At 60.7% G+C, this 24614-nt stretch carries 24 protein-coding genes and 1 pseudogene; 13 read left to right on the top strand and 12 right to left on the bottom strand.

Features of this window, described 5'->3' with window-relative positions; all coding sequences use genetic code 11:
* Positions 1-501 precede the first annotated feature (501 nt).
* Positions 502-1224 (top strand): response regulator, encoded by a 723-nt coding sequence (locus tag ACM1ZW_RS01440; RefSeq protein ID WP_017340195.1) that lies wholly within the window; start codon positions 502-504, stop codon positions 1222-1224.
* Positions 1221-2831 carry an ATP-binding protein gene (locus ACM1ZW_RS01435; RefSeq protein ID WP_017340194.1) on the top strand — a complete coding sequence of 537 codons (1611 nt, stop codon included), beginning with the start codon at positions 1221-1223 and terminating at the stop codon, positions 2829-2831. Before ACM1ZW_RS01440 ends, ACM1ZW_RS01435 begins: the two co-directional genes overlap by 4 nt.
* 21 nt (positions 2832-2852) lie before the next feature.
* Here ACM1ZW_RS01435 and ACM1ZW_RS01430 read toward each other — a convergent pair whose 3' ends face one another.
* A complete protein-coding gene (locus ACM1ZW_RS01430; RefSeq protein ID WP_416740047.1) occupies positions 2853-3578 on the bottom strand; it encodes a 4'-phosphopantetheinyl transferase family protein in 726 nt (241 codons plus the stop codon).
* 191 nt (positions 3579-3769) lie between these two features.
* Positions 3770-4561, bottom strand: coding sequence for a dienelactone hydrolase family protein (locus ACM1ZW_RS01425; protein WP_416740046.1), 792 nt, complete (start codon positions 4559-4561; stop codon positions 3770-3772).
* A gap of 145 nt (positions 4562-4706) precedes the next feature.
* Between ACM1ZW_RS01425 and ACM1ZW_RS01420 the strand changes: the two genes are divergently transcribed.
* The 3 genes from ACM1ZW_RS01420 (at position 4707) to ACM1ZW_RS01410 (ending at position 7455) form a co-directional block, all read left to right on the top strand.
* Positions 4707-5309 (top strand): hypothetical protein, encoded by a 603-nt coding sequence (locus ACM1ZW_RS01420; protein WP_414885168.1) that lies wholly within the window; start codon positions 4707-4709, stop codon positions 5307-5309.
* 125 nt (positions 5310-5434) lie between these two features.
* Positions 5435-6112 carry a response regulator gene (locus ACM1ZW_RS01415; protein ID WP_017340190.1) on the top strand — a complete coding sequence of 226 codons (678 nt, stop codon included), beginning with the start codon at positions 5435-5437 and terminating at the stop codon, positions 6110-6112.
* Complete coding sequence (locus ACM1ZW_RS01410) at positions 6109-7455, top strand: ATP-binding protein (protein ID WP_017340189.1); 1347 nt, start codon at positions 6109-6111, stop codon at positions 7453-7455. The genes ACM1ZW_RS01415 and ACM1ZW_RS01410 overlap by 4 nt, the downstream gene beginning before the upstream one ends.
* Before the next feature lie 75 nt (positions 7456-7530).
* Here the strand turns inward: ACM1ZW_RS01410 and ACM1ZW_RS01405 are convergent, their stop codons facing one another.
* Positions 7531-8529 (bottom strand): AraC family transcriptional regulator, encoded by a 999-nt coding sequence (locus ACM1ZW_RS01405; protein WP_017340188.1) that lies wholly within the window; start codon positions 8527-8529, stop codon positions 7531-7533.
* Between the two features lie 337 nt (positions 8530-8866).
* On the opposite strand from ACM1ZW_RS01405, the gene ACM1ZW_RS01400 reads away from it, so the two are divergent.
* Positions 8867-10201 (top strand): dicarboxylate/amino acid:cation symporter, encoded by a 1335-nt coding sequence (locus tag ACM1ZW_RS01400; protein ID WP_017340187.1) that lies wholly within the window; start codon positions 8867-8869, stop codon positions 10199-10201.
* A 145-nt stretch (positions 10202-10346) separates the two neighbouring features.
* Positions 10347-11528, top strand: a complete 1182-nt coding sequence (locus ACM1ZW_RS01395; RefSeq protein WP_416740045.1) for a CaiB/BaiF CoA transferase family protein — start codon at positions 10347-10349, stop codon at positions 11526-11528.
* Between the two features lie 120 nt (positions 11529-11648).
* On the opposite strand, the gene ACM1ZW_RS01390 is transcribed toward ACM1ZW_RS01395, so the two are convergent.
* On the bottom strand, positions 11649-12143 hold the full coding sequence (locus ACM1ZW_RS01390) for a SprT family zinc-dependent metalloprotease (protein WP_017340185.1): 495 nt from the start codon (positions 12141-12143) through the stop codon (positions 11649-11651).
* Positions 12144-12291: 148 nt separating this feature from the next.
* Positions 12292-12894, bottom strand: a complete 603-nt coding sequence (locus tag ACM1ZW_RS01385; protein ID WP_017340184.1) for a Yip1 family protein — start codon at positions 12892-12894, stop codon at positions 12292-12294.
* 422 nt (positions 12895-13316) lie between these two features.
* On the opposite strand from ACM1ZW_RS01385, the gene ttcA reads away from it, so the two are divergent.
* Both ttcA and ACM1ZW_RS01375 read left to right on the top strand, forming a co-directional pair.
* Positions 13317-14141 carry a tRNA 2-thiocytidine(32) synthetase TtcA gene (gene ttcA, locus ACM1ZW_RS01380; protein ID WP_017340183.1) on the top strand — a complete coding sequence of 275 codons (825 nt, stop codon included), beginning with the start codon at positions 13317-13319 and terminating at the stop codon, positions 14139-14141.
* Between the two features lie 79 nt (positions 14142-14220).
* Entirely contained in the window at positions 14221-14895 is a 675-nt protein-coding gene (locus ACM1ZW_RS01375; protein WP_416740044.1) for a DNA-3-methyladenine glycosylase I, read from the top strand.
* A gap of 99 nt (positions 14896-14994) precedes the next feature.
* Here ACM1ZW_RS01375 and ACM1ZW_RS01370 read toward each other — a convergent pair whose 3' ends face one another.
* The 3 genes from ACM1ZW_RS01370 to arsC are packed head-to-tail and all read right to left on the bottom strand — an operon-like array spanning position 14995 to position 16368.
* Complete coding sequence (locus ACM1ZW_RS01370; protein ID WP_416740043.1) at positions 14995-15420, bottom strand: DUF2069 domain-containing protein; 426 nt, start codon at positions 15418-15420, stop codon at positions 14995-14997.
* A 1-nt stretch (position 15421) separates the two neighbouring features.
* Complete coding sequence (wrbA, locus tag ACM1ZW_RS01365) at positions 15422-16018, bottom strand: NAD(P)H:quinone oxidoreductase (protein ID WP_017340180.1); 597 nt, start codon at positions 16016-16018, stop codon at positions 15422-15424.
* On the bottom strand, positions 16015-16368 hold the full coding sequence (arsC, locus tag ACM1ZW_RS01360; protein WP_414879082.1) for an arsenate reductase (glutaredoxin): 354 nt from the start codon (positions 16366-16368) through the stop codon (positions 16015-16017). The genes wrbA and arsC overlap by 4 nt, the downstream gene beginning before the upstream one ends.
* 114 nt (positions 16369-16482) lie before the next feature.
* On the opposite strand from arsC, the gene ACM1ZW_RS01355 reads away from it, so the two are divergent.
* Positions 16483-16950, top strand: coding sequence for a TlpA disulfide reductase family protein (locus ACM1ZW_RS01355; RefSeq protein WP_017340178.1), 468 nt, complete (start codon positions 16483-16485; stop codon positions 16948-16950).
* 167 nt (positions 16951-17117) lie between these two features.
* Here the strand turns inward: ACM1ZW_RS01355 and ACM1ZW_RS01350 are convergent, their stop codons facing one another.
* From ACM1ZW_RS01350 to ACM1ZW_RS01335, 4 genes are all read right to left on the bottom strand, one after another.
* A complete protein-coding gene (locus ACM1ZW_RS01350; protein ID WP_017340177.1) occupies positions 17118-17522 on the bottom strand; it encodes an META domain-containing protein in 405 nt (134 codons plus the stop codon).
* On the bottom strand, positions 17522-17956 hold the full coding sequence (locus tag ACM1ZW_RS01345) for a hypothetical protein (protein ID WP_017340176.1): 435 nt from the start codon (positions 17954-17956) through the stop codon (positions 17522-17524). The genes ACM1ZW_RS01350 and ACM1ZW_RS01345 overlap by 1 nt, the downstream gene beginning before the upstream one ends.
* A gap of 77 nt (positions 17957-18033) precedes the next feature.
* Positions 18034-19026 (bottom strand): 2-hydroxyacid dehydrogenase, encoded by a 993-nt coding sequence (locus tag ACM1ZW_RS01340; RefSeq protein WP_017340175.1) that lies wholly within the window; start codon positions 19024-19026, stop codon positions 18034-18036.
* Between the two features lie 65 nt (positions 19027-19091).
* Entirely contained in the window at positions 19092-21845 is a 2754-nt protein-coding gene (locus ACM1ZW_RS01335; protein ID WP_414879084.1) for a response regulator, read from the bottom strand.
* A gap of 213 nt (positions 21846-22058) precedes the next feature.
* On the opposite strand from ACM1ZW_RS01335, the gene ACM1ZW_RS01330 reads away from it, so the two are divergent.
* The 3 genes and pseudogenes from ACM1ZW_RS01330 to ACM1ZW_RS01320 all read left to right on the top strand — a co-directional run.
* A complete protein-coding gene (locus tag ACM1ZW_RS01330) occupies positions 22059-22781 on the top strand; it encodes a response regulator transcription factor (RefSeq protein ID WP_017340173.1) in 723 nt (240 codons plus the stop codon).
* Entirely contained in the window at positions 22768-24192 is a 1425-nt protein-coding gene (locus ACM1ZW_RS01325; RefSeq protein ID WP_416740042.1) for a histidine kinase sensor domain-containing protein, read from the top strand. The genes ACM1ZW_RS01330 and ACM1ZW_RS01325 overlap by 14 nt, the downstream gene beginning before the upstream one ends.
* A gap of 65 nt (positions 24193-24257) precedes the next feature.
* Positions 24258-24592, top strand: a pseudogene (locus tag ACM1ZW_RS01320) (DUF1016 N-terminal domain-containing protein); the annotation flags it as partial.
* Between the last annotated feature and the right edge of the window lie 22 nt (positions 24593-24614).

Genomic DNA, 24614 nt, shown 5'->3' with positions numbered 1-24614 from the left:
TTCGGCTCAAAAACAGTAGCCATCCGCACGCGCGGTTTGGTCTTTCGAAAATACGTTTGGTTCAACCGGACAGAGGCAATAAAAGCGCTTGAAATCGGTGTCCGGTTTGTGTTTGGTTTTTGGCGTAAAACCCTACATGTAGGGTTTTTTTTGCGCCGGGGTACAAGATAATGCGTTTTGGAGGGTGTTGCAACGTACTACCTGTGGATAAACCTGTGCGTAAATTGTGTGTGAAACAGGGAACCGGCGTGCAGGCCGCGACGCTGCGGGATCGGACCTTTCTTCACCGGTTTTCAATGATCGAAAACGCCTGATCAGATTTTTAAGGGCGCGAACCCTATCACAAAAAACCGGCGTGTCCGAACGCATTTGCCGGCTTGTGTTCTGGACGAGTGACGTTTATACAATCGGCCGGTACATACGCATTCTTATCCTCCCCAATCATTACAAAAAGACGGGCGGATCCTTCCTTATAAGTGTTGTTGGCAAGCAGAGGTCACCGTGGAGCAAGAAGCCTGGCAGGTATTGATTGTCGAAGACGACCAGCGTCTGGCCGAACTGACCCGCGATTACCTGGAAGCCAACGGCCTGCGCGTGTCGATCGAGGGCAATGGCGCCTTGGCCGCGGCCCGCATCATCAAGGAGAAACCGGACCTGGTGATCCTCGACCTGATGCTGCCGGGCGAAGACGGCCTGAGCATTTGCCGCAAGGTCCGCGACAAGTTCGACGGCCCGATCCTGATGCTCACCGCCCGCACCGATGACACCGATCAGATCCTCGGTCTCGACCTGGGTGCCGACGACTACGTGTGCAAACCGGTGCGCCCGCGCTTGCTGCTGGCCCGTATCCAGGCGTTGCTGCGCCGCAGTGAAACACCTGAGCCGGTCACGGAAAAACAACGGCGTCTGCAATTCGGCCCGCTGGTGGTCGACAACGCGCTGCGTGAAGCCTGGCTGCATGACAACGGTATCGAATTGACCAGTGCCGAGTTCGATCTGCTGTGGCTGCTGGTGGCCAACGCCGGACGCATCCTGTCTCGCGAAGAAATTTTTACCGCCCTGCGCGGCATCGGCTACGACGGCCAGGATCGCTCCATCGATGTGCGCATTTCGCGCATCCGGCCGAAGATCGGTGACGACCCGGACCATCCCCGGCTGATCAAGACCATTCGCAGCAAAGGTTATCTGTTCGTGCCTGAAGCCTGCGTAGATCCCTCGCTGTGAATTCGATCTTCCTGCGCATCTATGGCGGCATGTGCGCGGCGCTGATTCTGGTGGCGGTGCTCGGCGTGCTGGCCTTGCACCTGCTCAACCAGGTGCGCAGCGAGCAATACCGAGAGCGCCTGGCCCACGGCACGTTCTCGTTGATGGCCGACAACCTGCAACCCATGAACGAAACCCAGCGTCATCGTGCCTTGCTGGTGTGGGAGCGGCTGCTGGGTATTCCCCTGGCGCTGAAAACCTTCGCCCAGACGGACCTCGATCTGACCCAGCGCACCCGCGTGCTGCGCGGCCAGGCGCTGGTGGAACAGACCGGCCCCCATGCGGCGAAGGTATATCGACTGGTCAGCGACAAGGAACAGTTGGTGCTCACCGGCGAGGTGCAGCAGATCAGCGAGCAACTGGCCCGGGCGACGATTTACTTGCTCGCCGATGAGCTGGTGCGGGTGCCGGTGGCCGAGCAGCCCAGGCGCCTGGCGCAGATAAAGGAAGAGAAAGGCTTCGGTTTCGATCTGCGGCTGGTCACGGTGGGGGAGGCCGACATGGATGAAGACCAGAGCCGCCGCGTGGCCGAAGGCGATACGGTGATGGCGCTGGGCAAGGAGGGTGATTCGATCCGGGTGTTTGCCGGCATGGTCGGCACCCCGTGGGTGCTGGAAATCGGTCCGCTGTACCAGATGAATCCTTACCCGCCGGAATGGCTGGTGCTGATTGCGGCCCTCGGCTTGAGCCTGATCGGTTTGATCGTCTATTTACTGGTGCGTCAACTGGAGCGCCGTTTGCGTGGCCTCGAAGCGGCCGCCACGCGCATCGCCAAAGGCAGCCTGGAAACCCGCGTGCCGGCCCGTGGTGCGGATTCGGTCGGGCGCCTGGCGTCGGCGTTCAATGACATGGCCGAGCACCTGCAACAGTTGCTGGCGGTTCAGCGGGAACTGGTGCGCGCGGTGTCACACGAGTTGCGCACGCCGGTGGCGCGCCTGCGGTTTGGCCTGGAGATGATCGGCTCGGCCACTACCCCCCAGGCTTTGGAGAAATATTGCGAAGGCATGGACCACGACATCGAGGATCTCGACCGGCTGGTGGACGAGATGCTCACCTACGCGCGGCTGGAACAGGGTTCGCCGGCGCTGAATTTCCAACGTATCGATCTGGATGCGCTGGTCAATCAGGTGATCGAAGAGTTGGCGCCACTGCGCGCCGACGTCACGGTGCAGCGCGGGTTGTGCCTGTCGGCGGCCGATTGTGACGACGCCTGGGTCGAAGCCGAGCCTCGCTATTTGCACCGGGCGATTCAGAACCTGGTGAGCAACGCCATGCGCCATGCTCAATCGCGGGTGACCGTGAGTTATCAAGTGGGGCAGCAGCGGTGCCGGGTGGATATAGAAGACGATGGGCCAGGCGTTCCCGAATCGGCGTGGGAGAAAATCTTTACGCCGTTCCTGCGACTGGATGACAGCAGAACCCGCGCGTCGGGCGGGCATGGGTTGGGCTTGTCGATCGTACGGCGGATCATCCATTGGCATGACGGCCGGGCGTTGATCAGCAAGAGCAAGAGTCTGGGCGGGGCTTGCTTTAGCCTGAGTTGGCCGCGCAATCAGGAAAAGCGTTGAAATCCCGAACACCGAAAAACCTCAGGCCTTGATACTGACCAGACTCAACAACTGCCCATCCATCATGCCAAACTGCGCATTCAGTTCAGTACCGTCGCGCCACTCACTGGACAGGTCGGTCAGCAACCGCAACCGCACCTCACCGCCCTCGCTCCACTCCAGCACTTCGGCATGCTCAAAATAAAACCGCTGCTGCACGATCGGGTAGAGCGCCTTGAACAGACTTTCCTTCACTGAAAACGTCAGTGTCACCAGCATCGCCAGTTGATCCCGAGGCCCGGCGGCCATGCGCCGTATTTCCGCTGGCGTCAGAATCTCCCCGGCCAGGCGTTCCGCCCGTTCAGGGGTGAGCAGGTTTTCCAGGTCCATGCCCAAGCCGCGCCAATGGGTTTTCCGCGCGACAATCGCCGCCGCCCGGCCGGTGGTGTGGGTGATCGAGCCGCTGATGTGCGCAGGCCAGACCGGCGCCCGATCGTCACCAATGGCCGGCACGACATTCAGCCCTTCCAGCTGTTGCAGTGCGGCTCGCGCGCAAATCCGCCCGGCCAGGAATTCTGCCTGACGCTTGGCGACTGAGCGCTGGATAGTCGCGGGTGGCTCGATGGCACTGCGCTGGAAATCATCGATGGCCAGTTGCGAAGTGTCGAATTGCGTGCTGAGCAACACCGTATCGGGCAGCGCAAACGGCAGCGGCCAATGCGTATTGAGCGGGGTGCAGCAAGCGGGCAGGGCGGGGAGGGCATTCATGTCGGGCATTTTGCCGGGTTGGCTGGGTACTGGGTAGTAGTTGGGTGTTTTTGTGGCGAGGGAGCTTGCTCCCGCTCGGCTGCGAAGCAGTCGTAAACCAGCAAATACAGTCTGTCTGACGTTATGCGATTGCAGGTTTGGGGCTGCTACGCAGCCCAGCAAGCAAGCTCCCTCGCCACAGAGGTTTTTGTTCAGCTAAAAATCTTCTTGAAGAACGCCTGCATGTCCGCCCACGACTTTTCATCCGCGGCCTTGTTGTAACCAATATCCGGACCACCATGATCGCCATGGCCCAGGCGATCCGCGTCCGGGTTGCTGAACCCGTGCTTGGCCCCCTCAAGGCTGACGAATTGGTAATCGGCCCCGGCCTTGTCCATCTCGGCCTTGAACGCCGCCACGTTATCCGCCGTGACCATGCTGTCCAGCGCCCCGTGCTCGACCAGGATTTTTGCCTTCACGCTGCCCGGGGTCGCCGGCGCTTTTGTCGCCAGCGCGCCGTGGAAACTCACGACGCCCGCCAGTGGCAAGCCTTGACGTGCCGCATTCAGTACCACCGCGCCGCCAAAGCAATAACCAATGGCAGCCACTTTGTCCGGATTGGTTTGCGCCTGTTTCTTCAACAGATCGAGCCCGGCCTGAAAGCGGGCGCTGGACGCAGCGCTGTCTTTCAACGCGGCCTGCATGAACGCCATGGCGTCCTTGGGATGTTCGGTGTTCTTGCCGTCGCCGTACATGTCGATGGCCAGCGCGCTGTAACCCAAACCGGCCAGATCACGGGCGCGACGCTTGGTGTAGTCGTTGAGCCCCCACCACTCGTGCACCACCACCACGCCCGGGCGTGGGCCTTTGATCGCGTCGTCGTAGGCGTAATAACCGATCAGCTTCGTGCCGTCGGGGCTCTGATAAGGAATCTCCTGAGTCTTGATGGCGGCCTGACTGAGCCCGCTCAAGGCCAGTAACAGCAAAGCGAGGAATACGCGCATGGTCGGATCTCCTGCAGAAAGTGGTTAAAACAGCCGGTGCGATTCGGTTCAGCTCAGGTTCAGAGTGCGTTCAGGGGGAGTTCAGGGCCAGGTGAGTAACCTTGCGCCATACCCGAAAAGCACAAGCGCATGAGGAAACTTCCCGATGACTACCTTCAAGAAACTGCTTCTGGCTTTCACCGTCTTGGGTGCAAGCGTAGCCGCCCACGCGGCGGACGATAACTTTGCCAGCCTTACTTTTGGACAGACCAGCGACAAGGTCAAAAAGTCCAACGCCCTGAACACCAACCTCAACAACCCGAACGCCGACGGCGTGATCGGCAAGGACAATACCTGGGGATTGCGTCTGGGCCAGCAAAACAGCCAGGGCCGCTACTACGCCACTTACGACAACGTGTCGGGCTCGCACAATGGCATTAAACTGCGTCAGGAAAACCTGCTGGGCAGCTACGATCTGTTCTATCCGGTAGGCGGCAGCACCCAACTGTTTGGCGGCGCCACGGCCGGTCTGACCAAACTGACCCAGGATTCCCCAGGCTTCAGCCGCGACAGCGACATCGGTTACGCCGTCGGCGGCCAATTGGGTGTGTTGCAACAGGTTTCGCAAAACACCTCGGTCGAACTGGGTTACCGTTACCTGCGCAGCAATGCCAGCACCGAGATGAGCGAGCGCGGTGGCAGCAAACAGGGCTCGCTGGACCTGACCAGCAGCGCCCAGACATACCTGTCCGCCAACTACGCTTTCTGAGAGGCATTGCCAGTCAGATAAGCGCAATCCATGTGGGGGCGGGCTTGCCCGCTCCCACATATTCCGCGGCTTAACTGCCTGACGAAACCAGCTGTTGGAGATATCGATTTGCGTAGGAGAGCGTCATGAAACTGCTGGTCGTCGAAGATGAAGCGCTGTTGCGCCATCACCTGCAAACCCGCCTGACGGACAGTGGCCACGTGGTCGAGTCCGTGGCCAACGCCGAAGAGGCGCTGTACCAGACCGAGCAGTTCAACCATGACCTGGCGGTGATCGACCTCGGTTTGCCGGGCATGGGTGGGCTCGATTTGATCCGCCAATTGCGTTCACGGGGCAAGGCCTTCCCGATCCTGATCCTCACCGCGCGCGGCAACTGGCAGGACAAAGTCGAAGGCCTGGCCGCCGGTGCCGACGATTACGTGGTCAAGCCGTTCCAGTTCGAAGAGCTGGATGCGCGCCTGAATGCGTTGTTGCGCCGCTCCAGCGGCTTCACCCAGTCGACCATCGTCGCCGGGCCGTTGCTGCTTGACCTCAACCGCAAACAGGCGTCCCTCGACGAACAGCCGCTGGCGCTGACCGCGTATGAGTACCGGATTCTCGAGTACCTGATGCGTCACCACCAGCAAGTGGTGGCCAAGGACCGCTTGATGGAACAGCTCTACCCGGACGACGACGAGCGCGATCCGAACGTGATCGAAGTGCTGGTCGGCCGTCTGCGCCGCAAACTCGAGGGGCCGGCCGGATTCAAGCCGATCGACACCGTGCGAGGCCTCGGCTACCTGTTCAATGAGCGCTGCACTTGATTCGTTCTCTTCGTGTCCGTTTGATGCTTGCCGCCACCCTGTTGGCGGTGTTGTTCATGCTGGCGTTGTTGCCGGCGATGCAGGGCGCGTTCAGTCTCGCGTTGCAGGATTCCATCGAGCAACGCCTGGCGTCGGACGTCACCACGCTGATTTCCGCCGCCCGGGTCGAGGGCAATCACCTGCAGATGCCGGCGCAGTTGCCCGATGAGCGCTTCAACCTCACCGACAACCGTTTGCTCGGCTACATCTATGACCGCGAAGGCCACCTGGTGTGGCGCTCGAAGGGTACTCGGGAAGAGAACATCAATTACAAACCGCGTTATGACGGGCGCGGTAACGAGTTCGCGAGGATCAGAGAAGCCGACGGTCAGGAATTCTTCGTCTATGACGTCGAAGTCAAACTGCTCGGCGGCAAAAGCGCGGCGTTCAGCATCGTTGCGCTGCAACCGGTGCGCGAGTACGAAGTCACCCTCGAGGGGCTGCGGGAAAATCTTTACCTCGGCTTCGGCGCCGCGCTGCTGGTGCTGCTCGCCTTGCTGTGGATCGGCCTGACCTGGGGTTTGCAGGCGCTGCGTCGGCTCAGCCAGGAACTCGACGAAATCGAAAGCGGCACCCGCGAAAGCCTCAGCGAACAGCACCCGCGGGAACTGCTGCGCCTGACCGGCTCCCTCAACCGCTTGCTGCACAGCGAGCGTGAACAACGCAGCCGTTATCGCGATTCCCTCGACGACCTGGCCCACAGCCTGAAAACCCCGTTGACCGTGTTGCAGGGGGTTAGCGAGGACATGGCGCAGCGCCCGGAGGATCGTGATCAGGCCTGGGTGCTGCAAACCCAGATCGAGCGTATGAGCCAACAGATCAGCTATCAGTTGCAGCGCGCCAGCCTGCGCAAAAGCGGTCTGGTGCGTCATCAGGTGCGGCTGCGGCCGGTGCTGCAAAGCCTCTGCGATACGCTGGACAAGGTCTACCGCGACAAGCGCGTGCGGGTGGCTTTCGATCTTCCGGAACACTGTTATGTGCCGATCGAGCAGGGTGCCTTGCTGGAAATGCTGGGCAACTTGCTGGAGAACGCCTATCGCCTGTGCCTCGGCGAAGTGCGCATCAGCGTGCGCGAAACCTTGAGCGGAATCGAGTTGTGCGTCGAGGACGACGGGCCGGGTGTGCCGCCGGATCAGCGTGCGCGGATTCTGCAGCGCGGCGAGCGGCTGGACCGTCAGCATCCGGGGCAGGGGATCGGGTTGGCGGTGGTCAAGGACATCATCGAGAGCTACAACGCCAAGTTGACCCTGGGTGATTCACCCATGGGCGGTGCAGCGTTCCGGATTCATTTTCCGGTGGTTTGACCTGAATTCATTAGTGTTCTTTCGGGCCTCTTCGCGGGCAAGCCCGCGTGAGGCCCGTAAATTCACTACAAAAAATCAGCTCTCCTGAGCGCGATAAGCCCCCGGTGTCAGCCCGGTCCACTTCTTGAACGCCCGGTGAAACGCCGAAGGCTCGGAAAACCCCAACTGCTCGGCGATCTGCTGCAACGACAGGTCCGCACGACCCAAGTGATAAATCGCGATGTCCCGGCGCAACTGATCCTTCAACTCCTGAAAACTCGAGCCCTCTTCACGCAAATGCCGACGCAGCGTCTGCGGGCTGATGTGCAGATGGGCGGCCACCGTTTCCAGGTCCGGCCAGCGAGCGCTGTCGCGGCTGAGCAAGCGGCGCAACTGACTGCTCAGGCTGTCTCCGTCGTCGGGGCGCGACAACAGGTCGGCGGGCGAGCGTTCGAGGAAGTGCTTGAGGGTGCGCTCGTCCTGCAACAACGGCATATGCAGGTAGCGACTGTGGAATACCAGGCTGCTCTGCGCCGCCGAAAATTCCATCGGGCAGGGGAACAGCAAGTCGTATTCGGCGCCGTGCGCGGGTCGCGGGTAACTGAACGTCGCCTGCTCCAGCCGGATGCGCTGGCCGATCAGCCAGCTGCCGAGGCGATGCCAGACCATCAACTGGCTCTCGGTGAGGAAATGGTCCGGGTCGCAAAACTGCGAATCGTCGAGGCTCAGGCGGATCATTTCGTCTTCGCGGGTCAGGGCCAGACGTGGACCACCGGGGAATAGGCTGTAAAACAGTAAGCCGCGATGCAGTGCCCTATCGAGATTGCGGCAGTGAATCAGCGCATGGCACATCATCGCGAAACTGCCGGTTTTACTCGGGACCGGCCCGAAGCCGAGGTACTCGTCGTCGAGTGCCAGCCACAATCCCTGGATCAAACGGGTGAACTGCTCAGGCGCAATGCGCGCACGCGGTTCTTCCAGCAACTCGGGGCTGATACCGAGTTGTTGCAACAGGTTTGAACAATCATGACCCAGCCGACGCGCGCCACCGAGGGCGGCACGGGCGAAGTGACTGGCAATGGTGCGTTCGCGCATAGAAGGCAGGTCCGTCTATTGAACGACGGATGGTAGTCGTCAGGTCCGGCAATGGACAAGGCGGATATCCGCCAAATTGCAGGACGAGGTTGGGCGGATGGGCGGAAATCCGCCACTGTTGTTTAGCGAATCTATAACGCGTTGAACCTGTAACCCCTGATGTCAAAGGCTTGCGGTTGTTTTGGCCAAGGTGGCACGCCACTTGCGATACAACGAGCAGAAGCCTGCCGTTGCGCAGCTCGACAAAACAAATCCCTCCAGTGCAGGAGGGTTCGCAAATGAGGGCTCGTTGACAACAGATGGATGTTGTCGCGGGACACTCTTGAGGAACTTTGCAATGACGACTCGTCAGCCACTGTACAAATCCCTGTATTTCCAGGTGATCGTTGCCATCGCCATCGGCATCCTGCTTGGTCACTTCTACCCGCAGACCGGTGTGGCCCTCAAGCCGCTGGGTGACGGGTTCATCAAACTGATCAAAATGGTCATCGCGCCAATCATCTTCTGTACGGTCGTCAGCGGTATCGCCGGCATGCAGAACATGAAATCGGTCGGCAAGACCGGCGGTTATGCGCTGTTGTACTTCGAAATCGTTTCCACTATCGCCTTGCTGATCGGTCTGGTCGTGGTCAACGTCGTGCAACCGGGCGCCGGCATGCACATCGACGTAACGACTCTGGACACCAGCAAAATCGCTGGCTTCATCTCGGCCGGTAAAGACCAGAGCATCGTCGCCTTTATCCTCAATGTGATCCCGAACACCATCGTCGGCGCTTTCGCCAACGGCGATATCCTGCAAGTTCTGATGTTCTCGGTGATCTTCGGTTTCGCCCTGCATCGCCTGGGTGCATACGGCAAGCCGGTCCTGGACTTTATCGATCGCTTCGCTCACGTGATGTTCAACATCATCAACATGATCATGAAACTCGCGCCGGTCGGTGCCTTCGGTGCCATGGCCTTCACCATTGGTGCTTACGGTGTGGGCTCGCTGGTACAGCTTGGTCAACTGATGATCTGCTTCTACATCACCTGCGTCCTGTTCGTGCTCGTCGTACTGGGCGGCATCTGCCGCGCACACGGCTTCAGCGTGATCAAATTGATTCGCTACATCCGTGAAGAACTGCTGATCGTGCTGGGTACTTCGTCTTCAGAATCGGCTTTGCCACGCATGCTGATCAAGATGGAACGCCTGGGTGCACAGAAATCCGTTGTGGGTCTGGTGATTCCTACGGGTTATTCGTTCAACCTCGACGGTACTTCGATCTACCTGACCATGGCCGCTGTGTTCATCGCTCAGGCGACCGACACCCATATGGACATCACCCACCAGATCACCCTGTTGCTGGTGCTGTTGCTGTCCTCCAAAGGTGCTGCGGGCGTAACCGGCAGCGGCTTCATCGTGCTGGCCGCCACCCTGTCCGCCGTTGGCCACCTGCCGGTTGCCGGCCTGGCGCTGATCCTTGGTATCGACCGCTTCATGTCCGAAGCCCGTGCACTGACCAACCTGGTTGGTAACGCTGTTGCGACCCTGGTCGTGGCCAAGTGGGTGAACGAGCTGGACGAAGACAAGCTGCAAGTAGAGCTGGCTTCCGGTGGTCGCGGTATCTCCGACACTCGTGAAGAAGACGACCTGGGCGTGGCCGAAGGCCCAACCCCAAGCAACGTCAAGTAACACGCGTTGTCATGAAGAAACCCGCTTCGGCGGGTTTTTTCATGCCTGCGATTTGAGCGTAACGGTCACAGTTGCTGACACATCAGGTGATTGCTGCAATCGCGTTGCCTGCCTAGGCTGGAAGCATCGTTCACGGAGATCGCTCATGCTCGGCCCACTGGCATCACTCAAGGTTCTGGATTTCTCGACACTGCTGCCGGGGCCGTTTGCCTCGCTGTTACTGGCCGACATGGGCGCCGAGGTGTTGCGCATCGAATCGCCGACCCGCATGGACCTGCTGCGTGTGCTGCCACCCCATGACCAGGGCGTGTCGGCCAGTCACGCCTACCTCAATCGCAACAAACGCAGCCTCGCGCTGGACCTCAAGCAGCCCGAGGCGCTGGAGATCATCAAGCAGTTGTTGCAGGACTACGACATTGTCCTGGAACAGTTCCGCCCCGGCGTCATGGAACGCCTGGGTCTGGGCTATGAAGCGCTGAAGGCGATCAATCCGAAGCTGATCTACGTGTCGATCACCGGTTACGGGCAAACCGGCCCCTACAAGGACCGCGCCGGCCACGACATCAATTACCTGGCGCTGTCGGGGCTGGCGAGCTACACCGGCCGCGTCGAGAACGGTCCGTTACCCTTGGGCATGCAAGTGGCGGATGTCGCCGGTGGCTCGTTGCACGGCGTGATAGGCCTGCTGGCAGCGGTGATCGCCCGGCAGCAGAGCGGGTTGGGGCAACATCTGGATGTGAGCATGACCGACTGCGCGTTCAGCCTGAACGCCATGGCCGGTGCAGGTTATCTGGCCTGCGGCGAGGAGCCGGGCAGGGAAGATCAGATGCTCAATGGCGGCAGCTTTTACGATTATTACCGGTCGCGGGATGGCCGCTGGTTATCGGTGGGCAGTCTGGAGCCGGCCTTCATGAAACAGCTGTGCACGGCGTTGGGGCTTGAGGAGTTGGCGGCCCTGGGCTTGTCGCCTCAACCTGCCCAGCAAAAGAAGCTCAAGGACGCGCTGAAGACCGAATTCGAGAAACACGATTTTGCCGAGTTGTGTGCGCTGTTTTCCGAAATGGACGCGTGCGTCGAGCCGGTGTTGAGCTTGGGTGAAGCGGTCCGGCATCCGCAGTTGAGCGCTCGGGACGTGGTGACCGAGGTGCCGCGGGGGGACGGGACAAGCCAGGCGCAGATGGCGTGTCCGTTGAAATTTTCGGACGGGTTGCCCGAGCCTCGGCATATGGGTGCGGCGCTGGGGCAGCATACGGATCAGGTGTTGGGGGAGTTGGGGTTGGGTGCTGAGCGGATTGCCGAGTTGCGGCGTGCCAAGGTGATTCTTTAGTGACTGTAAGGCCGCCATCGCCAGCAGGCTGGCTCCCACAATGGATCTATGGCGTATCAATGATTCCCTGTGGGAGCCAGCCTGCTGGCGATGAGGTCGGCCCAAACACCACAAATCCAGCTACTCGACCCGCATCTCTCCACTGAACACCAACGTGTTCCGGCATCGGCGGCACAAATACCGCCGCCCCTGTCGCACCAGGCTGTGCCGCTGCGCCGAAAACGGAAAATCACTGCCGGCGCACGGGCACCTGTAGATATAGCGGGTCACGCTGCGACGCTTGACGTCATAGGTGTGGCAACGATTGGGCGGCAATTCATACACGCCGCGCATGATCAGTTGCCATTCCTCACCGTGGGGCTGAATACGATCGCCAAACAGCTGATGAGCAATCAGGTGTGCAACCTCATGGGCCACGGTCTGTTTGAGGAAGTCTTCGGTGTTTTCCCGGTACAACTGCGGATTGAAGCGCAGCAGGTTCTCGTGCAGATGCGCGACGCCGGCTTTCTGCCCGCGCAGCTTGAGGCTCACCACGGGGCGTTTGAAGGTTCGTTTGAAAAAGGATTCGGCTTGTTGGAAACAGTCTTCGACGCGGGTATTGAGTTGCTCGGGCATGCTTGATGGATCTCCAGAGACGTCGAGTATGCCGCAACCTTCGTGGCTTGCGAATCGCTCAGGTGCCGAGTGGTCGTTCCCCCCACGCATTAGAAGGCCGCCTTGCGGCGGCCTGAGTTGGCAGATCTTGTTTTTGGGTGGTGTGTTGCTAATTCGTATAGACCGGCCCCACGCCGAGTCCCCAGACAATCACCGTGAACGCCATAATGGCCACCAGCACCACCAGCCCTACGGCGAGCACCGAACTTGAAAACAGGAATCCCTCGTCTGATGGAATGTTCATGAAAGTGGGTAGCCCCACATACAGCAGGTACACGGTGTAGCAGATGGCTGCCGTTCCGACGATCATCCCCAGCCACATGTGTGGGTAAAGCGCCGCGAGGCCGCCAATGAACAGCGGGGTCGCGGTATAGGTCGCAAACGCAACGCAACGGGCCAGGCTCGGATTGGCGTCATAGGTGCGCGCCATCCAGTGGATGAACGCACCCATCACGGCAACGCCGCCGAGCATCGCCAGGTACGACATGATCGTCATCCATAGCGCGCTTTCTGTCGTCAACATCACCGGCGCTCGATTGCCGATGACCCAGCCGACCTGTGTGGTGCCGATAAACGCCGACACGGCGGGGATCGCCGCCAGAATCAGCGTGTGGGTCAGGTACATGTGGCTGATGCTTTCCTCTTGGTCGCCACGGATTTCTTTCCATTCCTGGTCGGGGTGGGTGAAGAGCCCCACTACGTGATGGATCATGCCAGTCACTCCTCTTGTTTTTACCGTCGCCCCCCAGCGGAGCGCCTACAGGCCAAAGTGGCCAAGTAAGTAAAGGTCTGGATATGTGTGCGACCTTATGTCGCAGTATAGAAAGGAGTTACTTGCAATAGTGCAGAGGCGTTAGAGCAAATCGCGCTGTAAACACAGCTGTTAATTGCCGCTGGGACTTGTACACCCTCCTGTGGCGAGGGAGCTTGCTCCCGCTCGGCTGCGCAGCAGTCGTAAATACTGCCGACGCGGTATACCTGACACAACGAGGGTGGATGGTTTGGAGCCGCTGCGCGACCCGGCGGGAGCAAGCTCCCTCACCACAGAGGGGTATGCTGGGTTCAGGCTATTCGCCGAAAGCGGGTTTTTGCGTAAAATGCCGGCCTTTCGTCACACCTCACGGATTTCGCGTCATGGGCACTCTCACGGTCAACCAGAACAAACTGCAAAAGCGCCTTCGCCGTCAGGCCGGTGAGGCCGTTGCCGATTTCAACATGATTGAAGACGGCGACAAGGTCATGGTCTGCCTGTCCGGTGGCAAGGACAGCTACACCATGCTCGATGTGCTGATGCATTTGCAGAAGGTCGCGCCGATCAGGTTCGAGATCGTCGCCGTGAACATGGACCAGAAGCAGCCGGGTTTCCCTGAAGACGTGCTGCCGGCTTATCTCAAGACCCTGGGCATCGAATACCACATCGTCGAGAAAGACACTTACTCGGTGGTCAAGGAGCTGATCCCGGAAGGCAAGACCACCTGTTCGCTGTGCTCACGCCTGCGTCGTGGCACGCTCTACACCTTTGCCGATGAAATCGGCGCGACCAAAATGGCCCTCGGTCATCATCGCGACGACATCGTCGAGACGTTCTTCCTCAACATGTTCTTCAACGGCTCGCTCAAGGCCATGCCGCCGAAGCTGCGTGCCGACGACGGCCGCAACGTGGTGATCCGCCCGCTGGCCTACTGCAACGAAAAAGACATTCAGGCCTACTCGGACTTCAAGCAGTTCCCGATCATCCCGTGCAACCTCTGCGGTTCTCAGGAAAACCTGCAGCGTCAGGTGGTCAAGGAAATGCTGCAGGACTGGGAGCGCAAGACGCCGGGCCGTACCGAAAGCATATTCCGCAGCCTGCAGAATGTGATCCCGTCGCAACTGGCGGACCGCAACCTGTTCGACTTCACCAGCCTCAAGATCGATGAAACGGCGGCTTCGCGCTTCGTCAACGTTGTTAACCTCTAAACACCATCACTGTGGAAGCCAGCCAGCCAGCCAGCAGGCTGGCTGCCACAGGTTTTGAGTCAATTCCTCAGGAGAGGGCATGCGCGATTACAAGTGGCTGCACGAATACTGTCTGAACCGCTTCGGTTCAGCAGCTGAACTGGAAGCCCATCTGCCCGTTCCCAAGACCGCGGCGCAATTGCGCAAGATCAGCGACGACCGCTACCTCTCGACCATGGCGCTGCGCGTGTTCCGCGCCGGGCTCAAGCACAGCCTGGTGGACGCCAAGTGGCCGGCCTTCGAAGACGTGTTCTTCAAGTTCGACCCGGAAAAAGTCGTGCTGATGAGCGCCGAACACCTTGAACGCCTGATGCAGGACGCGCGAATCATCCGCCACCTCGGCAAACTCAAGAGCGTGCCGCGCAATGCGCAGTTCGTGCTGGACGTGGCGCATGAGCAGGGCAGCTTTGGCGCGTTGATCGCTGATTGGCCGGTGACGGATATCGTCGGGTTGTGGACGTACCTGAAAAAACGCGGGCATCAACTGGGTGGGTTGTCGGCACCGCGGTTCTTGCGGATGGTCGGCAAGGACACGTTTGTGCCGAGCTACGATGTGGTGGCGGCGTTGAACGCGCAGAAGATCGTCGACAAGGTACCGACCAGCCTGCGGGACCTGGCGACGGTGCAGGGGGTGTTCAATCAGTGGCATGAGGAAAGCGGTGGGCGGCCGATGAGCCAGATTTCAATGATGCTGGCGTACACCGTCAATCATTGAGACAGAGTTGTTGCCATCGCCAGCAGGCTGGCGCCCACAGGGGACTTGTGTACGCCACAGATCCAATGTGGGAGCCCGCCTGCTGACGATTGCTATCTGTCAGGCGGCGGAGATCTCGCCTTCACCCGCCAACTTGCGGTTCAACTGAAACCGCCACCGCACATACAGCAGCGCCGAACAAAACACCGCCAGGCTCGCGCCCATCTCCAGCAAGCCGAACAGCTGTCGGTTCGGGTCATACGCGGCCAGTGCGCCCTTGATGAAATACAGGTTCACCACAAAGCACATCCACGAATGCCCACGCGCGCTGCCGATGATCATCCCCGGCGCCAGCAACAGCAGCGGCACCAGTTCGATCAGCAAAATCACCCACGGTCGCGCGCCATGCAGGTCAGCGACCATCAGGTAGTAGACGCAGAGCAATCCCACCAAGCCGAAGTAGCACAGCAGACTGATGACGCGCATCGCCCGAACCCGTGGTTCGAGCCATTCAATGGAAGGCAGCACCTTCGGCTTTTTGGCCATGTCAGCCCACCAACTTTTGCGCAGTCTTCGCCAGCCGCAGACCCAAGGCCCGGCACAGCGCCACTTCATGTTCATTCAAACCGAGTTTGCCATCGGCGCCGGCGTGATGACTGGCGCCGTACGGCGTGCCGCCGCCACGGGTTTCCAGCAGCGCGGATTCGCTGTAAGGCAGGCCGGTGATCAGCATGCCGTGGTGCAGCAACGGCAGCATCATCGACAACAGCGTGGTTTCCTGGCCGCCATGCAGGCTCGCGGTGGAGGTGAACACACCGGCCGGTTTGCCCACCAGGGCACCGGTCAGCCACAGGTTGCTGGTGCCGTCGAGGAAATACTTGAGCGGTGCAGCCATGTTGCCGAAACGCGTCGGACTGCCAAGGGCCAGGCCGGCGCAGTTTTTCAGGTCGTCGAGGCTGGCGTACAGTGCGCCTTCGTCCGGAATGTCCGGTGACACCGCTTCGCATTCGGTGGAGATTGCCGGCACGGTGCGCAGGCGCGCTTCCATCCCGGCCTGCTCGACACCACGGGCGATCTGCCGGGCCATTTCATTGGTCGAGCCGCTGCGGCTGTAATACAGAACCAGAATGTACGGCGCGCTCACGGCAGCAACTCCAGCACGTTCTCCGGCGGACGGCCGATGATGGCTTTGTCGCCGACTTCGAGAATCGGCCGCTCCATGAGTTTTGGGTGTGCAGCGATGGCGGCGATCAATTGCGCCTCGCTCAGGCTGGCGTCGGCGAGGTTGAGGGTTTTGTACTCGTCCTCACCCGTGCGCAGCAGTTGCCGGGCGTTGAGGCCGAGCTTTTTCAGCAGGCCCTGCAATTGCGCGGCGTCCAGCGGGGTCTCGAGGTAGCGGACCACGGTCGGGGTCAGGCCACGGGCTTCGAGCAGTTCGAGCGCACCGCGGGATTTCGAGCAGCGCGGGTTGTGATAAAGCGTCAGATCGGTCATGGGCGGGTCGCATCTTGCGTAAGGTGGCGGCTATTCTAACTGTGCAGCGCGTAATCCAGAACCTTGGGAGGCGATGGGTCGCAGGCGCATTCAATTTTGAACAAGGATCACGACATGACAAGGCGACTGGCAGCGGCACTGGCGATCTTCGGAACGCTGATACTGGGGGGCTGCGGCAACGACTATGGCATCGATCAGAACGGCCATAAAGTCGCCGCCGAACGTCTGGACAAACAATGGCTGGTGCTCAATTACTGGGCCGAATGGTGTGGTCCGTGCCGGACCGAGATCCCGGAACTGAACGGGCTGGCCGATCAGTTGAAGGACAGGAAGATCGGTGTGTTCGGGGTCAACTTCGACAATGTGCAGGGCGAAGAGCTGAAAACTGCCAGTGAGAAACTGGGGATCCGGTTCACTGTGTTGGCGTCGGATCCGGCGGAGCTGTTTGAATTGCCGCGCAGCGAGGCGTTGCCGGTGACGTACATCATCGATAACAAGGGCAAGGTGCGCGAACAGCTGATGGGCGAGCAGACGGCGGCGGGGGTGATGGCGAAGCTTGAGGCGTTGCAGGCGACCAACTGATTACGCAGGGCATTTGTGGGCAGGGGGCTTTTGTGGTGAGGGGATTTATCCCCGTTGGGTCGCGAAGCGGCCCCAAAAAAGGGACTGCCGCGCAGTCCAACGGGGATAAATCCCCTCGCCACAAAAGCTCCTGCCACAGTAAATCACCTGGGTTCGGCAGAGGGGATTTACCCCTCTTCAAGCCACCAACGCAACGGCTTGCCTTCAGCCGGCCAGAAGCGCATCTGGTCGATTGGCGAAACATCCCAGCGCTGTACGTTTTCCAGGGCCTGGAGGAAGCGCTTTTCCTGTTCCATGAGCGCTGGCGCGCACAGTTTGCGAGTACTGCCGACCTTGCCGAAGCTCAGCTTGTCGCCGTCGAGCGTGTACGGTGCGAACCAGTGATTGCAGCCGCCATTGCCGTAGGCGCGACCGTCTTCACCGAGGGTGACGGTCAGGTGGCTGTAATCCATCAGCGGACGTTCGCCGATCCATTCCAGAATGTAGCTGCGATTCTGCTGCAATTGCACCGGTTCAGCGGCGCAGCCCAGCAGGCTGGCGCCGACCATCGCGGTCAGGGCAAGGCGTTTCATCACGCAGGCTCCTGGCATTTCGGGCACAGGTGTTTCTCGCCGACCGACTTCCAGCCCAACTCCGCAATCCGCGCAGTAGCGGCGGGTTTTTCGGCCTTGTTGCCCAGCTTGGCATCCACCGCGAACTCGAAGCTGAGCTCTTTGGCACAACTGTCGCAGTTGACTTTCCAGGTGTGGATCGCCAGTTCGCCGAACACCGGGCCACTGGCCACCGCGACCCATTGGCCGGGCGGGTTGATCAGGTGGCGAACCGTTTCGACGGTCAGGCGCATGGACAAGTCCTTGGCACCTTTGAGGGTCACGACCAGCACGTCATTGTTGCGTATCGAGCCGCCGTTGCCGGTGACTTGATAACGCCCCGGCACCAGGGCGCGGCATTCGGTGAGGGTGTGTTGCGGGTTCATCAGGCTATAGCGGAAATCGTGTTCGACCATGGGTCCTCCAAATATGCGCGGCATGCTAGCACGGACATCGACGCCGCACCGCGCAGGGAAGTGACCTTCGATCCGGTTCAGCCAGCCTCGACCTGATTTTGCAGATTGCCCGCCGCCCAGGCTGCAATGTTCTGCAACGTTGTCGCGGCAATGGCGCCCAGGGCTTCATGGGTCAGGAAGGCCTGGTGCGCGGTGACGATCACATTCGGGAAGGTCAGCAGGCGTGCCAGCACATCATCCTGCAACGGCAAATCGGATCGGTCCTCGAAGAACAGCTGCGCTTCCTCCTCATACACGTCCAGCCCCAGATAACCGAGTTGACCATCCTTCAACGCGTCGATCAGCGCCGGCGTGTCCACCAGACCGCCACGCCCGGTGTTGATCAACATGGCACCGGGTTGCATGTGCGCCAGTGATTCGCGGTTGATCAGGTGTTTGCTCTGTGCGTTGAGCGGGCAATGCAGGCTGATGATCTGCGACTCGGCCAGCAGCTGCGGCAAGCTCAGATAACGTGCGCCTAGGGCTTCGACCTGCGGATTGGGGTAAGGGTCGTAAGCCAGTAGCTCACAGCCGAAACCGTTCATGATTTTCGCGAAGGTCGCGCCGATCTGCCCCGTGCCGACTACGCCGACCGTCTTGCCCACCAGGTCAAACCCGGTCAGCCCATGGAGGCTGAAATCCCCTTCGCGAGTTCGGTTGTAGGCGCGATGCAGGCGCCGGTTGAGCGCCAGGATCAACGCCACCGCATGCTCGGCCACGGCATGGGGCGAGTAGGCCGGAACCCGCACGACCGACAACCCCAGACGCTTCGCTACCGCAAGGTCGACATGGTTGTACCCGGCCGAACGCAGGGCTATCAGGCGTGTGCCGCCGGCCGCAAGACGTTCGAGCACCGGCGCACTGAGGTCATCATTGATGAAAGCGCAGACCACCTCGTGATGTTCCGCCAGCGCCGCCGTGTCCAGGCTCAGTCGCGCGGATTGAAAGTGCAGCTCGATGCCGGCGGGGAGGTCGGCGTCGAGAAAACTGTCGCGGTCGTAGGTCTGGCTGCTGAAAAGAATCGTACGCATATTTTTCTCCTTGTCCCGATCCTGTGGGAGCCTGGCGCAGTGGTGTCCGGCCTCCTTGCGCTGCGTCAAGCATTTATACGGGCATGAGCCGCCAGGCGATTGATGGCGCGGTCGAGATCTTCCAGTGCGCCGGGCGCTTTCGGGTCTTGTTGCTTGAGCAGGGTTTCGCTGCGCTGGCAGGCCGCGCGCAGTTGCGGCACGCCGCAATAACGGGTCGCGCCATGCAGGCGATGCACCCGTTCGATCAAGGCATTGTGGTCGTTGATCTCGCGGGCCACGCGGATCGCTTCGCGGTCGGCTTCCAGGGACGCCAGCAACATCGCCAGCATGTCCGCTGCCAGATCCGCCTTGCCGGCAGCCAGGCGCAACCCTTCTTCGTGATCCAGCACCTGCAACTCGTGGCTGCCGCCATGGCTGTCGCTGGAACGATCCGGCCCTTGATTGCGCAGCGCCAGGCCGGTCCACTTCAACACCACCTGCGCCAGTTGCCGTTCGCTGATCGGCTTGGTCAGGTAATCGTCCATGCCGCTTTGCAGCAGCGCGCGTTTTTCGTTGGCCATGGCGTGGGCGGTGAGGGCCACGATCGGCAATGGCGTGCAATGCCGTTCGCTTTCCCACTGGCGAATGGTTTCGGTGCTCTGGCGCCCGTCCATGCCGGGCATCTGCACGTCCATCAACACCAGATCGAACGTCTCGGTCTGCACCGCTTTGACCGCGGCGTAACCGCTTTCCACTGCGAGAACCTTGGCGCCCAGGTCTTCAAGCAGGGTTTGCACCAGCAACAGATTGGCCGGGTTGTCGTCCACACACAGCACCTTCGGCGCACGGCTGGACACCGGTTCGCCGGGGTCGCTGCGTTGCTGGCGCGGATTGACCAGATCGGACAAGGCCCGGCGCAGCTTGCGGGTGCAGGCCGGTTTGGCTTGAAGCTGGCTGTGCGGGTTGGGCACCGAAAGGTGAAACAGCGTCTGCTCGGTGGTCGGGCACAGCACCAGCACCTTGCAGCCGAGGTGTTCGAGGTCCCAGATGTGCTGGTTCAGGCGTTCCGGCGGCATGTCGTTGCTGGTGATGCCGAGCACGGCGAGATCGATCGCCTGATCGGTCTGGTGCGCGCCGGTCACGCCATTGGTCAGGCTTTCCAGGGTGTTGAACGGCGTCACTTCCAGGCCACAGTCTTCCAGTTGATGCTGCAACGCCTGGCGCGCCAGTTCGTGGTTCTCCAGCACGGCCACGCGACGCCCGAGCAGCGGCGGACCGGGCAGGTCTTCGGCATCGTCACGGGTTTTCGGCAGGCTCAGGCTGATCCAGAATTCGGAGCCTTCGCCCGGTGTGCTGTCGACGCCGATCTCGCCGCCCATCTGTTCGATCAAACGCTTGGAAATCACCAATCCCAAACCGGTGCCGCCGGGTTGCCGGGACAGCGAGTTGTCGGCCTGGCTGAAAGCCTGGAACAGCGCCCGCACGTCCTCGTTCGACAGGCCGATGCCGGTGTCCTGAATGCTGATGCGCAGCTGCACGCTGTCTTCGTGTTCTTCTTCGAGCATGGCGCGGGCGACGATCGTGCCCTCGCGGGTGAACTTGATTGCGTTGCTCACCAGGTTGGTGAGGATCTGCTTGAGTCGCAGCGGATCGCCGACCAGCGACAGCGGCGTGTCGCGATACACCAGGCTCACCAGCTCCAGCTGTTTGGCGTGGGCGGCCGGGGCGAGGATGGTCAGGGTGTCCTGGAGCAAATCGCGCAGGTTGAACGGAATATGGTCGAGCACCAGCTTGCCGGCCTCGATTTTCGAGAAGTCGAGGATCTCGTTGATGATCCCCAGCAGGCTGTCGGCGGATTTCTCGATGGTGCCCAGGTAATCGAGCTGGCGCGGGGTCAGCTCGCTTTTTTGCAGCAGGTGGGTGAAACCGAGAATGCCGTTGAGCGGCGTGCGGATTTCATGGCTCATGTTGGCCAGGAACTCGGATTTGATCCGGCTCGCTTCCAGGGCCTCTTTACGCGCCAGGTCCAGCTCGATGTTCTGGATTTCGATGGTTTCCAGATTCTGGCGCACGTCTTCGGTGGCCTGGTCGATGCTGTGCTGCAATTCTTCTTGGGCGTTTTGCAGGGTGCCGGCCATGCGGTTGATGCCGGACGCGAGCTCATCCAGCTCCTGACTGCCGAGCGGCGGCAGGCGGGTTTCCAGATGGCCGTCCTTGAGTTGCGCCACCGCTTGCTTGATCTGGCTCAGCGGCCGGTTGATGGTCCGGCCCATGCGCAGCGCCAGCAGCGCCGCACCGGCGAGGCCCGCGCCGATCAATAAAAGGCTGGCGAACAGGCTGCGATAACCGCGCAGCAGCATGCCGTTATGGGACAGTTCGAGTTCGACCCAGCCCAGCAGGCGGTCGGCTTCCTCGGGAATCAGGTCGCCGGCCAGATTGCGATGCTTGCCGAACACTGGCAGCAGGTAACGCGTCGCATCATTGCCACTGCGGCGCAGCATCTGCGAGCCATTGCCCAATGGCGCCTGATTGAGCATGGTCGGACCGGCATGGGCAAGCAGCGTGCGGTCCGGGGCGAGGAACGTCACCGCGCGCACGTCTGCGGTTTCCAGGGATTGCGTGGCGATGCGTTCCAGCAGTTCGGTGTCCTTGTGACCCATGGCCGGGGCCACGAGAGGCGCGAGCTGTTCGGCGATCATTTCGCCACGCTGCATGAGTTGGGTCTGCAGGTCGGACTGCTGCATCCAGGTGAAATAACCGCCCAGCACCAGGGCCATCAGGCTGGTCGGAAGCAAGGTCAGCAACAGCACGCGGCCTTTAATTCCCAGTTTCTTGAGCACGCCTTTCTCCTGCATCCAGCCATTTAGGACCTGCGCGTACATCCGGCACGCGCCACTTGCGCAGTGTAGCGATTTGCTTGCGGGCAATCTTCGTAAAATTGATGACGTCATTCGTCGGGCCGTTCAATGCTTTGGCGTCGTGGGAAAACCTTGGGTTGCCCCCGGCGAGGCAATCTTGAATAATCGCCAACTGAGAATTATTTGCAGATACTCATGACTCCCATTTCTGTCGTCCATCCCCGCATTCTTTCCATCGAAGACGATCTGGTGCTCGGTGCCTATGTTCACGAGCAGCTGGGCCGCAGCGGTTTTCAGGTGACCTGGTGCCAGAACGGGCAGGAGGGGCTGGCGATGGCTCGTAAACAAGCCTTCGATGTGGTGTTGATGGACATTCTGCTCCCGGGCATGAACGGACTGAACGTGCTGACCCAATTGCGCCAGAGCCATTCCACCCCGGTGGTGCTGATGTCGGCGCTGGGGGCCGAGGCGGATCGCATCAGCGGTTTCCGTCTCGGCGCCGATGACTACTTGCCCAAGCCCTTCAGCATGGCCGAATTGCGCGTGCGTATCGAAGCGATCCTGCGCCGCGTCGCACTGGATCGTCGCCCCGCGCCCGCGCCTGTTGCCCTGGCGGCAGACAGCCTGCGTTTCGACGATGAATGTTCCGAGGTGTTCTATGGTGAACACGCCGCCGGCCTGACCCGCAGCGAGTACCGCTTGCTGGACACGCTCAACCGCAACGGCGATGAAGTGTTGAGCAAGGCCTTCCTTTATCAACACGTGCTGCAACGGGGCTATGCGGCCCACGACCGCAGCCTCGACATGCACGTCAGCCAGATCCGCAGAAAGCTCAAGGCCATCGGCTACACCGAGCGGGAAGTGCGCACGGTCTGGGGCAAGGGGTATGTCTTGAGTGCCGCCGATGAAATGGTCTGACCTGCCGGGCCGGCATTCGCTGTTCTGGAAACTCGCCTGTCTGCTGGTGGCGTTCTGTCTGCTGATGATCTGGTTGAGCTGGTCCTGGGGCCGCTACATGGAAGAGCGCAACCAGTTTTTGTCGGACGAAGCCCGACGCACACTGGCGCGTTATGCCGCCGAAGCCGAGCAGGCGTGGCAACAGGGGCAGAGTGCCGGTGTCGATGCCTGGCTACAGGAAATGCACCAGCGTGAAGCGGGTTGGGCGGGCGTTATCGGTGGTGATTTACAGTCATTGAGCAGCCAGCCGCTGACGGGCCCGGAAATCCAGCACCTGACCTTCCTGCGCGGTCTCGATTGGCCTATTCACAAAAAACGCTTGCCTTGGTTGCGCGTACCGTTTCCCGGCGACTCGTCGGCCGGCAGCCTGGTGATCGAATTGCCCCAGCGTTTCATGCCTGGGCGTTACCGAGTGTTCTGGCGCGTGATCACCAACGGCGTGATTCCCGGGCTGTTCACCTTGTTGCTGTGTGTCGGGTTGTATCGATTGCTGGTGGTTCCCCTCAATCAACTGCGCGAGCAGGCCAATGCCTGGCGTGCCGATCAACTGGGCGTGCGTCTGTCACATCGCACCACCAATCGTTCAGATGAACTGGGTGAGCTGGGCCGCGCGTTCGATCACATGTCCGAACGCCTGCAAAGTACGGTGGCCCTGCAACAACAGTTGCTGCGTGACCTGTCCCATGAGTTGCGCACGCCGTTGAGCCGTTTGCGGGTGGCCAGCGAGGGTGAGCAAAGCCTGACACAACTGCGCGAACGCATTGGCCGCGAAGTCGATGGCATGCAGCGTCTGGTCGAGGACACGCTGCAACTGGCCTGGCTCGACACCGAGCGCTCACCGCTACCCGACGAAGCGATCCAGATTCAGGCGCTGTGGGAAATGCTCACGGAAAACGCCTGCTATGAAAGTTGTTGCCCGTTGGGCCAGTTGCAGTGTGCGGTGGATTCCTCCTGCTGGGTGCGCGGCAATCTCAATACCCTGGCGCAAGCCTTGGAAAACATCCTGCGCAATGCCATTCGTCATTCTCCCAAAGGCGGCGTTGTGCGTTTGGATGGACGGCGCGAGGGGGATCACTGGCACCTGTGGCTCGAGGACGAGGGGGGCGGGGTGGCGGAAGAGGATCTGGAGCGGATTTTCTCGCCCTTCACCCGGCTCGATGGGTCGCGGCCCGGAAATGGTGGGTTCGGGTTGGGGTTGAGCATTGCCAGGAATGCAGTGCAGCGGCAGGGCGGGCGGCTTTGGGCTGAGAACGCGGGTTCCGGGTTGCGGTTGAATATGTGGCTATTGGCCGATGATGGGTTTGTCAGTGATGACGCCATCGCGGGCAAGCCCGCTCCCGCAGTGGATGTGGGGCGGCCACACATTGTGTGAGTAGCGCTATTCCTGTGGGAGTTAGCCTGCTTGCGAAGAACCCGCCAGCCACCGCCGATATTTTAAAAGTCTCACCACTGGTGAGACAATCGCCTTGGACTCATAACATGATTGTCCTAAGCCAGAGTGAACACCCGGAAGAACGCGAGTTCTACCTGCGCATGGCAGTACAGGAGAAATGGTCGAAGCGCGAGCTTGAGCGACAGTTCAAGGCTGCCCTGTTTGAGCGAAGCGTCACCCAACCGGCAAAAGTCTCCGCCGTACTGAAACCAACCCACCCCTTGGCACTTGAGATATTCCGCGACACTACATGCCCGGTACCCATGTCGAAACCGATCTGCATCAGGACTTGCCGGCACGCCTCAAGGAATTTCTGATCGAGCTTGGCCGCGAATGTTGCGCAGGCAGCCCAGTACTGAGCC

The sequence above is a fragment of the Pseudomonas sp. NFX71 genome (assembly GCF_048079215.1).
Lineage (GTDB): Bacteria > Pseudomonadota > Gammaproteobacteria > Pseudomonadales > Pseudomonadaceae > Aquipseudomonas > Aquipseudomonas fluorescens_B.
Note: the sequence above shows the minus strand (reverse complement) of the source record. Positions and strands in the feature narration are given on the sequence as shown.